The organism is Bradyrhizobium sp. Kon10 (assembly GCF_055807395.1).
In genome coordinates this window covers 93,660-107,533 of the sequence record NZ_JBVVOZ010000008.1, presented here as the reverse complement: position 1 = coordinate 107,533, position 13,874 = coordinate 93,660, and the positions used below count along the sequence as shown (strand labels likewise).

Genomic DNA, 13,874 nt, shown 5'->3' with positions numbered 1-13,874 from the left:
TCAACAGGAGCATTGACTTGAAGAAAGCTAGGGCCGCTAGGAAGACGGGCAAGCGCCGCGAATGGACGAAAGCCGATCTAAGAGAACTCAAAGATCATTCAAAGGCGCGAACGCCAGTCGCCAAAATATCAAAGCTCACTAAGCGCTCGGTGGGAGCCCTCCGCCAGAAGGCGTTGCACCTGGGCATAGGACTGGGCCACCGACGATAGCTGCTGCTGCACCGCGCGGCATGACGAAAAAGAACATGCCGCGCGGCGCGATAGGTTTAGCCCTGGCGTGCTTTTGGATGATAAGCTTTTGGTGGAAACCTTACCGAAGCCGCAAGCTTGCTCGACAGTGCAGTGTCCTTGGCGGTCCCATAGTCCTTTCAGCTCATCATTTGAGCCCCGTCGGGGGTTCGAGTCGGCGGAGCGAATCGAACGGTCCCCCACCCAATTCGTGCCTTTGTTTTCAAAGACTTACCGAGCCGCCTAATCGGACTTCTCCGAACCGGGAGGCGCGTGGCCCCTCCCCACGGTGCGTTCCTGCTATACTTCGGCCCCAGGCTCGCCTTCCAATATCGAAATCGTGAGTCGGTCGAGGGGACCCAATGTCCGACGCATCACCTCAAGTGGCTCTGCGATTCCTCACGCTCGGCATAGAGCTGACCACCGAGGAGAACGCATGCCTCAACACGATCCACGATACGCTAGACCGGCTAACTCAGCGCCGTAAGGACCGCTTTCCGTTCACGGGCACGCTCGATCCCGTGTTGCGCCAAGTGATCTTGTACCGAATCGTCGCAACAGCAAGCGGCACCATTGTGAATTGGAATACGGGAAATGTGCTGTGCAGCTTTTTGACAGCCCGAGCGCTCTTCGAAACCTTTGCATTCTTGTGGGACTACAGGCGGGCAATTGACGACGCAGAGACGGGAACGCTCACCGAATTTAATGCTGTCACAGAACGACGGTTAGCGGCGACCAAAAGCCCGACAAAACTGGCACGGAATCCCGAGTGGGAGGCCACAAACATCCTCACCTTTATCAACCGAATGTCCAAGCAGCATCCTTGGGCAAGCAGGGCCTACGAGTTGATGTCGTCGAGATGCCACCCCAACACGGAAGGAATGCTTGACGCATTCGCTGACATAGAAACCGAAACTAAAGAAATCAGATTCTCGGACCGAAATGACCAAATCGCATCGGCGTTCAGACTGATCCTAGGCGTAACTGGCCTCGTCGCGGAGGCCGAACGCCTGCTTGATGAGCTGGAAAATGTCACTCAATCGATGGCTGAAAAGATCAAGGACAGAGATTTTAAGAAGCGCGTCGATGACGCTGATCGCGAAGAGAAACGATTCGAACAATTTGGAATCGACGAGGAAAACGCGTTTCTTGGTGACGCGCGCGGACAATTCGCTATCGGTAAAGCCCATGCAGTAGGCGGTGGCACCATACTTAAGGACCTGTTCCGCTCCTATTTCTGGCTCACTCTCGCGGCAGCGCAGGGGATCAAGGAAGCAAAACACTACAGGGACAGGATCGCAAAACAAGTAACGCCGCAACAGGTAGGTGAGGCAGAGGCGTTAGCCGCGTCATGGAAACCAATGACGCCGGACGAATGGGAAAGACACAACGAAGAAATTATCACTGGTCTCCGCGCCCGATTTGAACCTCCATAAGCATAGCTGCCGACGGTCAAGCTTACCCCGTGCTTGAGCTGGTCACTTCCTGACGCGTTGAGTCCCACAACCTCTTCTGCACCTCGCCCTCTAATTCTTTCACCATCTTCTCACCTTCCGACGCGAGACGATCAATGGATTTGAACTCGCGGGTCTGATGTTGAAAATTCATCTCATGTTCCGAGAGAGCCGAAAGCATCAACTGATCCAGCGCATCGAACTTTTGCTTGATGGAATCGCGAATAAAAATGCCATTCTTGCGAAAATACAAATAGAACTTGCGGCTTGCCTTCCTTGCCCGCGCTATCTTGAAGGGCTCAATTTGGTTTCGGTACGCATTCGTTTTGTCCTCCGCGTCCCTCACAAGCTGACGCTGCCACTCAGCCAACTTGCTGTGCACAAGGAAGTCTTCGAGCTGGTCAGGTCGCATCCGGCTTAGGTCAGGATGGGACTGGTAGCGAGAGACTAAGCTGATCGTGATTCCGTGAGCATCCATCAGACGAGCCCAAGCCTCCGGGAGCGCCTCGAACTCCTTTTGATGCAGCTTGGTAGCGCGATCCATTTGGGCGTTGATTGAGAACTTCAGGTGTTCAAGCTCCTTCTGTTGTTCGTGCTTGTACGCTGCGAGGCGCTCCTCGAATTTTGCATTCAACCATTTCTCACTGAACGTGCGAAACAGCCACCAGACAAATGCGCCGACCGCGCCGACTCCGACAACTAAGTAGCCGACGAACGCGAAGAAGGTTGATAGCAATTCCATTGACGGTCCTCGGCCTTCTTATCGTCGTTCGGGGTGCAACATCTCCTTAAGAATCTGGATTATCTGATCAGCGCTTAATGAACTTGAGTGCAGTGAGGCCCGCATCGATTCAAAGGTCGAATACATTCTACGATACGTCTCTACGGACGGCATGTGTGCGTTCATGTCGCGTCCCTTGAAGTGACTAAAGCGCTTCAAATCATCTATGAGGTAACACGCAATCCCACAGTGAGGTTCGTTATTGCCGTCGAATCCACGAAACTTGACGTGCTTCCCAAACGGCTCTGCTTCTTTTTCCACTCTAGCTTTCTCGGCAGGAGAAAGCTTTTCATATCCTTCCTCGATGAACATCCACATGTCGAGAATGTCCCCTGTCTCCCTGACATCTTTCGGCGTCTCGAAGGGGGCAAAAGGAATGCCGGTGTATTCCCAATTGAAACCCCACAGTTGGTCATTGTGAATCGTTGCGGAAACGAAGTTCGGGTCGAAGTCACCTTTGATCTTCTGCGCTTTATACATGTCAGCCAGCATCAGAATTATGAGCTTCTCGCCATCAGTCAGTTTCATCGAATCCCCCCAGGGCAAATCAACGCCCAAGTGTATTGATCCACGATTCAACCGGATAGAGCGAAGTTGCCGCAGGACCAGAGAAATTATTCGGGCTGAGAGCTGGCATCATCTGAACAACCCTCCGGCCTTCCGCCGTTTCGGACGCACGCGCGATAAAGCCAAGGCGCAACGTAGCTTCCCGCCCACACTCCCCGCCTCGCGTGGTCGGCTTGGGTGGCAGCTATACGCCGGACATTCTCGCGAAGTCGCGGTGTCGGCGCGCTCTCTGACTAAGTAAACAGGGTCGAGAGAAAGGCTCTTCTGCTCAGGCAGATGAATCGGCAGCATACGATAAGCTTTTCATAGAAAGCTTACCGATAATCGACGCGTGAAATTTCCGGTTGCGCGTTGAAGAAATCACTCTAGAATCGGCAGATATTCATTCTGAGTGACATGGCAGGCAAGCAAGCCAAGACGCTTTCGACCGATCATATCGACGATCTCCTCTTTTTCGCCGAGCGCTCTCGGCATCCGCACCGCAACCGCCTGATCGTACTGCTCTCGGTAAAGGCTGGCCTTCGCGCAGCAGAAATAGCCAAATTGACCTGGGAAATGGTGCTCGACCCGAGCGGCGAAGTCGGCAGCACCATCGAGCTTCAAGACAAAATCGCAAAGAAGGGCAGCGGGAGGTCGATTCCGCTGCACGCCGACCTACGAGAAACGCTCGCCGCAGTAAGGCAGCTAGGCGTAAATCAAGGGCCGGTCATTCGGTCACAGCAAGGCGGCGCAATGACGCCGCTGAGTATCGTGGTCTGGTTTCACCGCGCGTTCAAGACGCTGGATTTGAAAGGCTGCTCGTCGCATTCGGGCCGCAGAACGTTTATCACCCGCGCCGCTCGCCTAGTGCACAAAGCTGGTGGTTCCTTGCGGGATGTTCAATTGCTCGCTGGACATCGCTCGATCCAGACCACGCAAGGCTACATCGATGGCGACACGGATGCACAGAGGGCTTTGATATCTCTGATCTAGGACCGCGTTCGTCCAATTTACGACTGCCCCGACAGGTGGCGGCAAAGCCGACTGCCCCCTTTACAAAGCTTCGTGAAGTACACAATCACGCCGATGCTTTCATTCGCGCCGTCTGCACGTTCGCTGGATCACTGTCGCTACTCGATGAGATCGATGACGAGTTTCGCCGCGCGGGCCTCGATCAAGCTGTCGCGTCGGGTGAAACATCGCCCATTTTTGATTGGCTCCTGACGGCGTTCAGCTTTCAGGGCGTCTCGGATCAAGCGGCCCGAAGCTACATGGAAAAGCATGGTAGCGCGTCCTGGGCCAAAATGGAGGCGAGCGTCCAAGCGTGCCCTTCGTGCCCAAAGCTCCAAACTTACTGGCACTATGAGGGCTGCCGGTACGACAAGGGCAGCTTCACCTGCGCCGAGCCCGACCACATCGATGCCTGTCCAGTACCTCGGGCACGCCTGCGCAACGGGAGGCTGAATCAGACAGCGGCGTCATTCTTCCTCTTCGTCAGAGACATCGCTGGTGGTGATCTCGTCGGATGGATTGATACCCAATTGGAGGCGGCCAGAGGATCCGCGAACGCCGATCTCGAAACTGCGAGGCAGGAAGCCTTAATTGGTCCCCTCCGAGGCATTTTTGGCGTCGCCGACAAGGTTCTGACCAACGCCCTGTCATGGCTTATGATAGGCGCGCGCGACCAACGACCCATCTGGTTCGAAACTGGAAAGGCCATGGTGGTTGTGGACCGGCTTGTCCATAATCACCTGTTTCGGACGGGCATAATGGAAGCTTGCGGCATTCCCCATCACTACGGCCGCGGGTGCTACGCCGAAGGCGGCTGTGCCGAGATCATCCGAGGTGCCGCAGAGCGAATTGATGCACGCAGCTTCAATCCGAATTTTCCGAAAATCTTCCCGCGTTTCGTCCAGCATGCCGTCTGGTCATTATGTGCAGCGGACCGCTTAGACGTGTGCAACGCTAATCGGATTGACGACCAAAAGCCTTGCCAACTCAGCTACTGCCAACTGTTTCGAATCTGCGGTCGAAAACCGCTAAAATCGATGTAATTTCATGTAGTTACCATATATTAAGGTGCTTGTTCTTGACCATTTATTAGCATATACTGTGCAGGCAAGGTCGATTCACGACTTTAGCTGATTTTAGACTTGGAGATACTTCCGGGATTACCTGAATTACCCTGAGTACTTCTTGGACTAAAATCACTATTCAATCGCAGATTGAGGGAGCCTTGTCGGCTCCCTTCTGCATTTCTGGGAGCTAGTAGATGGGCAAGAAAACTGGGAAGGCCGCACCGGCAAAGGTTGATCAGGTCTACGTCCTAGGACTCGACGTTAATGGCAAGCCGCGCGGCGCTCGGTTCGCCGAGCTAAAGGACAGCATCGTGTCGGCGGCCATGGACATGAATTGCCGGGTACTGATCGACCAACCGGAAGCGGTGTCAGCGTTGGGCATGAAGCTGCCGGTGGGACGAGTCTACGGCAGCGGCAAGGTCGTAAAGCTGTTCGTCCCGAACATCAGGCGTGAGCTCTACGACAAGATACTGGAAGCGGCAGGTCCGCTTGCACAAGAAGAGCCTGCTGCCGAAAAACCAGACGCTCCAGGGCAGGCTTGCGACAACGCTCAGACGAACGGGAAAACGGACGCCGCGACCGCGGAGGTAAGATGTACTTCGCCGGTAACGTCCGGCTTACCGCGCAGTTGGGAAGAAATAGGCGTCGGCCACATGGTTCTGGCCCATGAGTCGCCCGATGATGGCTGGTGGGAAGCCGTGGTTATCGCGAGGGACGCAGAAATTCTGACTTTGCGATATCGCGACGCCCCCAAGCTGCCGAAGTTCATCAGGCACATCAACACGGTCGCGTTGGTCAACCCCGGCCCCGCCTGATTCTGGCGGCCCGACAACTGGCTCGGGCTGCGGCCCGAGCCGCTCTTCCTAGAAGCCCCGGCCACAGCCGTCGGGAAGCAATCCAAACACATTCCACACATCCAAAGGAGACCCAACCATGTCCACGGACACGGATCGCATACGTATGCTCAACGACCAACTTCGACGGCACCTAACGGGTGGCATGGCCGTTATGACGCCCGGCATCGCAGCCCTAGGCTCCGAAGCTGTCCACCGCCTGATTCAGACCATCGCGACTTTCGACGATTTTTGTACCGCCAATGACCCGCACGGTGAACACGATTTCGGAGCGTTCAAGTACGAAGGGGTCGGCGTGTTCTTCAAGATTGACTATTTCGACAAGGACCTAAACCTCCAGTCGCCTGATCCAGCCGATCCCGCTGTTACCGAGCGCGTGATCACCCTGATGCTGGCTGAAGAGTATTGATTGCGAAATCAGTCGGGCTTGATCGCAGAGAGTCGCTTGATCGCTTCGCGAGGGTCGAACCCGATTGCTTCAGCAAAGGCTAGAAGCTCGACTACGTCTATCTTTCTTTGCCCTCCTTCGACGGTTGCAACGAAGGACTGATATCGACGGAGCTTCTTCGCGACCTCGGCCTGAGTCAGCCCTGCCTGCTTCCGTTTTTCAACCAAGAAGTCCTTCAGGGCTTGATGTCTTGAAGACCGGAGTGTCCGGGACATGCTCGACCGCTCAAATGAGAGGGTCGATCAAATAATCCGATTTACAGATTATCTAAAAACCAGATATTTTGTGTGCTGAGATCGCGGCCCTAAGCCCGGTTTCGAGCACCAACGCTATGGCGAAAGGAGAAACCGGTGGCCAAGGGATTCAAGCTGGTGAACACCAAACCTAGTACACGGAAGATCAAGAACAAGCTTGGCGGGGCTAAAGTCGTTCACGTGAAGCCCTATCAGAGCGTCCGCAAGAAAAAGAAATAAGAGGACATATCCCATGCCCTTACTGGGGAAGCGGCCTCACGCGAATCCCATCTCAACAACACGGTGGGAAAGATGAGCGATCCAATCTGGCGTGGGGCAAACCTCTCAGGCACGACCTTCGACAGGCCGTGGAAATGGCTGCTTCTGCCCGGCGTCATCATACAATGGCTTCAGTATATGTTTCCGGGCAGAGGTTTTCGTCGGGTTGTTTCTGACACCCGAACTGCCCGCAGCCCGTTGATGACCTACTACTACAGCGCGGCGTTCTACGGCTTTGTCCTCATTCTCTGTCTTGCTCTCGGGAGCAAGTAATGGACGAGACACTGCTGCTTTTAATTCTGGCGGTCGTGGCCATTATCCTTGCTGTGCCGTATGCACTTGCGATCTTGCTCTACACGCTCCCATTTTTCGTATTATGGCTACTGATACCCATACTGACCGATGCGGAGCCACAACTTGTCATTGATCCGTCGTCGCACCCACAACTGGCAAAATTGCGTGCTGAAAAGCGCGAGGCCAAAGAACGGTACGATGAGGTTCGCTATTCTGACTGCGGTATTCGATGGTCCGACAACTTGGACCGCTTCGAAGAACGATCCATACGCGGCCGAGAATTGAATGAACAGCTCGAATATTGGCGCGCCGAGTCTAATCGGATCACGGCCGAAATTGACGAAATCGCGTTTTCCGAGATGGAGCTAGTCAGGCAGTGGCGAAAGGCTTTGCTCGCTTGGTCTCAAAAGCAGGCTGGGAACGCGGCGAAGCGAGCTGGCTGGAAGATTGCAGTGATTGTTTTCGTTGGCGTCTGGATCGCCGCCGAACTCATCGGCATGGCCTTTCCGAGCGTTATCAAGTTCTTCGCGTTCGCTTGGAATCCTGCGCCGGACTTGCTTCATCCGGGGATAGCAATTGGCGCGACAGCGGGTTGGGCGGCAGGCGTTTACCGCGTTCTTCATCCGCCAGAGTCCTTCGCCGAGCGAGCGCAGGCAACGATCAACGAATATAAGGACGCAAAGAGAGTTCGCGAGCGGGCTGAAGATAAGCAGATAGAAGGGTCGCCGCGTGAGACGGCCTCCGAAGAAGAATACGACTCCTCCGACAACGAGGGCTTTCCGGAGGAAGAATACGAAGTGGAAGAATCTTGGTATGGCGTCTTGGGCGTGTCACCCGAAGCAAGTCATGATGAGATCACCAAAGCATATCGGGAAATGATTAAACAATATCACCCTGATCGGGTGTCAGGTTTGGGAGAGAAGCTGCAGCTTCTCGCCAAGGTGGAGACTCAAAAACTGAATGCGGCACGAGAAGAAGGGCTGTCTCTGCGGACATAGGGCGGCGTTTTCAGCAGTCGTTCTGCCAGCCAAAATTCATTCAACCTGTCAGGATTCGAGGTCGCAAATGCGCATTCTGTTTACCGCATTCATTTTTCTGTTCTCCACGGCGGCACTGGCGGAGACCAAGCCGGTCGAAGTCAAGATCACGTGGAAGGGCGACTACGCGCACAACTCTGCAAAGCACTGGACTAAGGACAATCCCTACGACAGCGGCTTCAGCAAGAGCTTCAAGAACGGCACGCCGCAGGAGTTCGGCGAAGTGCAGAAGGACGGCGAGTTGAACGCATTCATCTATTCGCCAAAGGACGCGAAAGGTCCGGTGCCGTTCGTGATCGTCATGCATGGTTGTGATGGCATGACCACGACAGAGAAAGAGTGGACGGCTCGCGTTGCCGACGCGCTCAACAAGGGAGGCTTTGGCGCGCTGGTGCTCGACAGCTTCACCACCCGTTATGTAAATGAAAGTTGCGGCTTATCGGACTTGCACTGGGGCAGGCGTCGCGCTGATGATGCCTTCTCAGCGTTCGACTATCTGATCGATAAGAAGCTGGCAAAAGCCAACGAAGTCTACATCATGGGCTACAGTAACGGGGGCACGACGGCGCTGGTGTCGATGACGACACAAGAGTCTGATCACCCGCACCATTTTGCGGCGGCATTCGCAGTTGCTCCAGGCTGTAGTCCGTCCTTGCAGCATTCCGCCCTTTATACTGGCCCGATTGTGATCTTTATGGGCGATAAGGACGATGCAAATAATCCAGAGTGGTGTCGAGAACTGACAAACAAGAAACGATCAGTTCCGGTGCAAATGATCGACTACCAAGGTGCCAACCACGGGTTCGTGCTCGACGTGCCGTCGCATGTTGGTGATCATGGCTGGGCACTGACCTACAATCCAGTGGCCGAGAGGGATATGATGCAAACTATCACCGCCGCGATCAAGACGAAGAAGTTCGCCAAAGGCGTCGATCTCCGATAATTACTTCTTCCACGAGTTTTCATGGGCCAAAAATCGGAACCGGCGGGGTTCGAGCAAGTCTATGCCCCCGCTCTAGACCCCAACAGAATGCCGCGCGCTCCCGGAAATGGCTGAATGCGCCGCGATAAAATTCCCCCTTTCCAATTCAGCCTCTCAACTTTCGATCGTTGTGCTAGGGTTGGTCCGTCTCCAATGTGGGGACCTTTTTCGATGCAACGCATTTTGGAGGGAATTGCAGATGAAGTGGCAGTACGTCTTTTCTCTCATTGTCGCGTTCACCACGCCAGCCGTGGCGAACGATACGGACCAAAACCTCAAGCAGGAGGTTGAGAAGATCGGGGCCGCATACGCCGACAGCTTCAATAAGCATGATGGCGCGGGCATAGCTGGGTTATTTGCAACTGGTGGAATGCACGTCAATCCGGCAGGGCCGAGAACCGACATCGCTTCGTTCTATGAGGGGGCATTCAAGGCCGGGCTTGATCACGAGGAAATAACTGTAGATCAAGTTTGGCCTTTGGGCAGTGATACGCTTCTGGCAATGGGCCAATATCGCATCACTGGCAAGAACCAGAGCGGTGCCCCCATAGAGACAGGCGGCATTTGGACTTCAACGGATATTCGCGAAGGCGGCAGGTGGAAAATCAGGATGCTATCTGCGATGCCGAAACCACCAGCCCCGCCCCCGAAGTAGAACCTAACTAAGCCGGTTGGAATCGCGCGCCAGGAGCGGCCGGACAGAGTTCCGGCCGCCGAGCGCCAATGCTGCATTATTCGTATCCCGCTTTCTCAAGACCGCCGATGTAAATTTCCCGCATCCAAGCTTGAGCGAGCATGGTCCGATCAGATATTTCTTTAAGCGTCTGCACGGGCGTAAGTGACCGGAGAGCCGCGACAGCCTCCCGAGCTTCTTCCGTTCTGCCAAGATGCGCAAGAGTTGCAGCCTTGTAGCGCCACGTTACCCTCGCAGACGGCGCAAGCTCGATTGAGCGGTTGAATAGCGGCAACGCTTCGGCGAAGTGTCTTTCAAAGAATAGAATGATGCCGAGACCTTGCATTATGAAGTAGTTCCGTGGATCGAGCGGGTTGATGCGCAGCGCTCTTTCAAAGTTGCAGCGGGCGGTATCGAGTTCGCCACGGTATAGATAGCCAAACCCACTATTGACGCAGACAAACGCTGAGTTTGGCTGAAGGCGTAGCGCACGTTCTGCGTATTCCCGAGATGGAGCATGCTTGCCAAGGAGGATCGTGAGCACCCAAGAGGCGATAGCGAGTGCAGTACCGTCCTCGGGATCAGCTTGCACTGCTTGCTCCGCGATTCGCTCCGCCTCAAGCACTCGTTGCCTATATGGCTGCGCGCCCATGATGCATTGGCGTCCAATACAATCGGCCAGAAGCGCCAGCGCACTGGAATATTGCGGATCCAGGGCAATGGCTCGTCGGAGCAATTCTTCCGCCTGTACATAGGACTGCGGATCAAACTGTCGGATAAAGGGCTGCGCCCGCAGGAAATAGTCGTAAGCGGTCAGGTCGAACGTTGGCCTTCTTTTTGATCTTTCGATCTCCCTCAAGTTGATGGTCGGCTCGATTGCCGCAGCAACAGCGGAGGTCATTTCGTCCTGCAACTCGAAAACGTCGTTGTACTCGCGCTCGAACCGCTCTGCCCAAATGTGATGTCCGGTTTCAGCCTCGATGAGCTGACCTGTGATCCGAACGCGGTTACCCGCCTTTCGAACGCTTCCTTCTAGCACATATCGCACGCCGAGTTCCCGACCAACCTGTTTGATGTCAACAGCTCTCCCCTTGTAAGTGAATGAAGAATTCCGAGCGATGACGAAGAACCACTTTACGCGGGACAATGCAGTGATGATGTCTTCCACCATTCCGTCCGCAAAGTATTCCTGCTCCGGGTCGCCGGACATATTCTGGAAGGGTAAGATCGCAATAGAAGGCTTGTCGGGCAACTGCAATGCTGGCCGACTCGAGCCCTCTGGTGCCGAGTTCTCACCTGATCGCGAACGAAGGGCAAAAGCTCGAACCGGAACCGAGATGTTCTTGAGCGCCTTTTCTCCTTGGTCTTCCAGCGCGAGGTCGATCCTGCCGTTAATCTCTCGCTGCACTTTTTCGGAAATGAGAATGCCACATGGCTCGGCTAATCCTTCGAGACGCGCGGCGATGTTGATGCCTTCACCATAAACGTCGCCTTGATCATCAACGATCACCTCCCCAAGGTTGATACCGATGCGGAGCTGGAGCGGACCGGCCGCGAGCTGGTCTTGAATATCTTTGCCGCACTGCACAGCCGAAACCGCACTGGCAAATTCCGCCAATATGCCATCCCCGGTCGTTTTGATCAGGCGACCCTTGTACCGGGTCAGCGCTGGCTCGATGATCTCTCTGCGCAATCGCCCGATTTCAGCGTAGGTGGCCTCCTCCGCGCGCTCCATCATGGCCGAGTAACCGACCACGTCGGCCGCTAGAATTGCTGCCAATCGCCTCTGCAGGGGCTCCGCTGGCACTATGTCCTCCCGCCGCGAACCGCTATCATCAAATCACATCTGCGAGTTGCCGGGAAGTCATCAGAAGGCGACCGCCGCTAAGTCAGGACGTGAAAAAGCGGGAGCCGCGAAGGCAAACCTTCACGACTCCCTCAAGTGCCGCAGCTTCGTTGTTGTCCAAGGTAGGAAGCGCCCCTCATCCACCGAGAGCTACGGAATATAGGAAGACGCGAGGCGAGCGCGCCACTGAACGCTTGGAGCCCCGCGACCAGCGAGTTTGCGTCGGCAAGGAATGATTTGGAAAAACCCGACGAGTGTGGCCACTGGGATTTAAGAGAATGAACTGTTGAGCCGAACCACGCCGGTTGCGAACGGGTTCGCTGCATCGAGAATGGCGACGCCGATCTTCGTGTTTGAGGTCGCCGTGGCGGTGGCATACGCCGCGCCGACTCGCAACCCCAGTCGCCGTCTTGAAAAGGTCCTGTTGGCGTTTCCCACCGTCGAGAGCGCTGGGGAGCGCTGAGCCTTTGCTTTCTTGCAGCGGTTCGGCTCCGCGAGCGCTCGACGAGAGGCTCCGCTGTCCTACAGCGGCGATCTAGCCGCTCTGCCGGTCAAGTCATGTCCGCTCCGAGTCCCTATGCGGATGGCAGAGGATTACCGCCTGTGACCCAAGGGCGGACTCGTTCGTTGTTAGCTCCCGGCTTGGTGGAAGGTGCAATTCGTCACCGAAGCAGTCGCGACCAATTTCGGTCACCTACGTTGACCGAACCGCACGAACTGATCCGAAAGCGTTCTCCATCGACAAGGTCTGCTGAAGGGTGTTCAATATTGGACGAAAGACCCGAAGAGGTCCCGAAGCAAACAAACACAGTTATTGTGTCCATAGGGAGAAACGAAATGTCCATCGTCGCGCGACGATTGTCGGCGTTTTCGACCGCCATTATTTTGCTTGCTGCCGCTGGAAACACCGCAGTTGCCCAGAAGAAATACGACATCGGTGCGACAGACGATGAAATCAAAATCGGCAACATCATGCCTTATAGCGGACCAGCTTCCGCTTACGGCGTCATCGGTAAGACAGAGGCTGCGTACTTCAATAAGATCAACGCAGAGGGCGGCATCAATGGCCGCAAGATTAGATTTATCTCATACGACGACGCCTATAGTCCGCCGAAGACTGTTGAACAAGCCCGCAGACTCGTTGAACGCGACGAAGTTTTATTGATTTTCGACCCGCTGGGTACAGCGTCCAATTCGGCTATTCAAAAGTATATGAACGAGAAGAAGGTGCCTCAGCTATTCGTTGCCACCGGTGCGACAAAGTGGAACGACCCGAAACAATTCCCTTGGACAATGGGCTGGCAACCTAGTTACCAGAGCGAAGGTCGCATTTATGCTAAGTATATTTTGAAAGAAAGGCCGACTGGCAAGATCGGTATCCTCTATCAGAACGACGACTATGGAAAGGATTATGTCAAAGGCATCCGAGACGGTCTCGGCGCTAAGGCGGCTTCGATGATTGTCGGAGAGGAAAGCTATGAAACCACCACGCCAACCATCGACTCGCACGTAGTGGCGCTAAAGTCGGAGGGTGTAGATATTTTCATCAGCATCACGACACCGAAATTCGCGGCGCAGTCAATCAAGAAAGTAGCGGAGCTTGGTTGGAAACCGCTGTTCATTCTAAACAGCGTTGGCACGTCTACCGGGACCGTGATGAGGCCCGCAGGTTTTGAAAACGCACAAAACATCATCTCGGCCGCTTACAACAAAGATCCTACAGACCCGCAGTGGAAAGATGACGCAGGTATCAAAAACTTTGACGCCTTTCTTACGAAATATTTCCCGGAGGGCAATCGAGAGGACCTCTTTCTAATGACTGGCTACAATGTTGCTCAAACGATGGTTCATGTTCTCAAACAGTGCGGGGGCGATCTTACCCGCGCGAATATCATGAAGCAGGCCGCGAGCATCAAGAGTCTACAGCTGGAAGGGCTCTTGCCCGGTGTCACGATCAACACCAGCGCAATTGACTTCGCTCCGATCAAGCAATTTCAGCTCAGGAAATTCCAGGGCGAGCGTTGGGAATTGTTCGGCGATATCATCAGCAGCGAGGTCGGCGAGTAGGCATGGGAGGTGATCGGCTGAGTGGTAAGAGTTCATCCCACTAAGCATCGGGGCCACGCGGGTTCGTACTTCTGA

14 protein-coding genes are annotated in these 13,874 nt (G+C 54.8%); 10 read left to right on the top strand and 4 right to left on the bottom strand.

The features are described 5' to 3' along the window. Positions 1–589: 589 nt before the first annotated feature. Positions 590–1,663, top strand: coding sequence for a hypothetical protein (locus AC0L2O_RS14090; RefSeq protein ID WP_473370140.1), 1,074 nt, complete (start codon positions 590–592; stop codon positions 1,661–1,663). A 22-nt stretch (positions 1,664–1,685) separates the two neighbouring features. Here AC0L2O_RS14090 and AC0L2O_RS14085 read toward each other — a convergent pair whose 3' ends face one another. Together AC0L2O_RS14085 and AC0L2O_RS14080 are read right to left on the bottom strand one after the other, a co-directional pair. Next, positions 1,686–2,423 (bottom strand): hypothetical protein, encoded by a 738-nt coding sequence (locus AC0L2O_RS14085; protein WP_473370139.1) that lies wholly within the window; start codon positions 2,421–2,423, stop codon positions 1,686–1,688. 18 nt (positions 2,424–2,441) lie between these two features. Beyond that, complete coding sequence (locus tag AC0L2O_RS14080) at positions 2,442–2,990, bottom strand: YfbU family protein (RefSeq protein WP_473370138.1); 549 nt, start codon at positions 2,988–2,990, stop codon at positions 2,442–2,444. Between the two features lie 435 nt (positions 2,991–3,425). Here AC0L2O_RS14080 and AC0L2O_RS14075 point away from each other — a divergent pair, with 435 nt between their 5' ends. From AC0L2O_RS14075 to AC0L2O_RS14060, 4 genes are all read left to right on the top strand, one after another. Continuing rightward, positions 3,426–4,001, top strand: a complete 576-nt coding sequence (locus AC0L2O_RS14075; RefSeq protein ID WP_473370137.1) for a tyrosine-type recombinase/integrase — start codon at positions 3,426–3,428, stop codon at positions 3,999–4,001. A 35-nt stretch (positions 4,002–4,036) separates the two neighbouring features. Then, positions 4,037–5,062: a hypothetical protein gene (locus AC0L2O_RS14070; protein WP_473370136.1), complete on the top strand. Its 1,026-nt coding sequence runs from the start codon at positions 4,037–4,039 to the stop codon at positions 5,060–5,062. 218 nt (positions 5,063–5,280) lie between these two features. Further along, a complete protein-coding gene (locus tag AC0L2O_RS14065; protein WP_473370135.1) occupies positions 5,281–5,901 on the top strand; it encodes a hypothetical protein in 621 nt (206 codons plus the stop codon). Positions 5,902–6,019: 118 nt separating this feature from the next. Then, positions 6,020–6,349: a DUF3768 domain-containing protein gene (locus AC0L2O_RS14060; RefSeq protein ID WP_473370134.1), complete on the top strand. Its 330-nt coding sequence runs from the start codon at positions 6,020–6,022 to the stop codon at positions 6,347–6,349. An 8-nt stretch (positions 6,350–6,357) separates the two neighbouring features. Here AC0L2O_RS14060 and AC0L2O_RS14055 read toward each other — a convergent pair whose 3' ends face one another. Continuing rightward, positions 6,358–6,603: a helix-turn-helix domain-containing protein gene (locus AC0L2O_RS14055; protein WP_473370133.1), complete on the bottom strand. Its 246-nt coding sequence runs from the start codon at positions 6,601–6,603 to the stop codon at positions 6,358–6,360. Between the two features lie 135 nt (positions 6,604–6,738). On the opposite strand from AC0L2O_RS14055, the gene AC0L2O_RS14050 reads away from it, so the two are divergent. From AC0L2O_RS14050 to AC0L2O_RS14035, 4 genes are all read left to right on the top strand, one after another. Next, on the top strand, positions 6,739–6,861 hold the full coding sequence (locus AC0L2O_RS14050) for a hypothetical protein (protein ID WP_473370132.1): 123 nt from the start codon (positions 6,739–6,741) through the stop codon (positions 6,859–6,861). Positions 6,862–7,172: 311 nt separating this feature from the next. Then, positions 7,173–8,192, top strand: coding sequence for a J domain-containing protein (locus AC0L2O_RS14045; RefSeq protein ID WP_473370131.1), 1,020 nt, complete (start codon positions 7,173–7,175; stop codon positions 8,190–8,192). A 67-nt stretch (positions 8,193–8,259) separates the two neighbouring features. After that, positions 8,260–9,174 carry a dienelactone hydrolase family protein gene (locus tag AC0L2O_RS14040; RefSeq protein ID WP_473370130.1) on the top strand — a complete coding sequence of 305 codons (915 nt, stop codon included), beginning with the start codon at positions 8,260–8,262 and terminating at the stop codon, positions 9,172–9,174. A 238-nt stretch (positions 9,175–9,412) separates the two neighbouring features. Beyond that, a complete protein-coding gene (locus AC0L2O_RS14035) occupies positions 9,413–9,868 on the top strand; it encodes a nuclear transport factor 2 family protein (protein WP_473370129.1) in 456 nt (151 codons plus the stop codon). 76 nt (positions 9,869–9,944) lie between these two features. Here the strand turns inward: AC0L2O_RS14035 and AC0L2O_RS14030 are convergent, their stop codons facing one another. After that, positions 9,945–11,666 carry an adenylate/guanylate cyclase domain-containing protein gene (locus AC0L2O_RS14030; RefSeq protein WP_473370128.1) on the bottom strand — a complete coding sequence of 574 codons (1,722 nt, stop codon included), beginning with the start codon at positions 11,664–11,666 and terminating at the stop codon, positions 9,945–9,947. Between the two features lie 903 nt (positions 11,667–12,569). Here AC0L2O_RS14030 and AC0L2O_RS14025 point away from each other — a divergent pair. Beyond that, positions 12,570–13,799: an ABC transporter substrate-binding protein gene (locus AC0L2O_RS14025; protein WP_473370127.1), complete on the top strand. Its 1,230-nt coding sequence runs from the start codon at positions 12,570–12,572 to the stop codon at positions 13,797–13,799. Positions 13,800–13,874 lie beyond the last annotated feature (75 nt).

Bases quoted from the DNA above. Each gene is read 5' to 3' on its own strand.
- AC0L2O_RS14045 (WP_473370131.1), top strand. From the start codon at position 7,173: ATGGACGAGACACTGCTGCTTTTAATTCTGGCGGTCGTGGCCATTATC.
- AC0L2O_RS14040 (WP_473370130.1), top strand. From the start codon at position 8,260: ATGCGCATTCTGTTTACCGCATTCATTTTTCTGTTCTCCACGGCGGCA.
- AC0L2O_RS14035 (WP_473370129.1), top strand. From the start codon at position 9,413: ATGAAGTGGCAGTACGTCTTTTCTCTCATTGTCGCGTTCACCACGCCA.
- AC0L2O_RS14060 (WP_473370134.1), top strand. From the start codon at position 6,020: ATGTCCACGGACACGGATCGCATACGTATGCTCAACGACCAACTTCGA.
- AC0L2O_RS14025 (WP_473370127.1), top strand. From the start codon at position 12,570: ATGTCCATCGTCGCGCGACGATTGTCGGCGTTTTCGACCGCCATTATT.
- AC0L2O_RS14065 (WP_473370135.1), top strand. From the start codon at position 5,281: ATGGGCAAGAAAACTGGGAAGGCCGCACCGGCAAAGGTTGATCAGGTC.
- AC0L2O_RS14080 (WP_473370138.1), bottom strand. From the start codon at position 2,990: ATGAAACTGACTGATGGCGAGAAGCTCATAATTCTGATGCTGGCTGAC.
- AC0L2O_RS14085 (WP_473370139.1), bottom strand. From the start codon at position 2,423: ATGGAATTGCTATCAACCTTCTTCGCGTTCGTCGGCTACTTAGTTGTC.
- AC0L2O_RS14090 (WP_473370140.1), top strand. From the start codon at position 590: ATGTCCGACGCATCACCTCAAGTGGCTCTGCGATTCCTCACGCTCGGC.
- AC0L2O_RS14055 (WP_473370133.1), bottom strand. From the start codon at position 6,603: ATGTCCCGGACACTCCGGTCTTCAAGACATCAAGCCCTGAAGGACTTC.
- AC0L2O_RS14075 (WP_473370137.1), top strand. From the start codon at position 3,426: ATGGCAGGCAAGCAAGCCAAGACGCTTTCGACCGATCATATCGACGAT.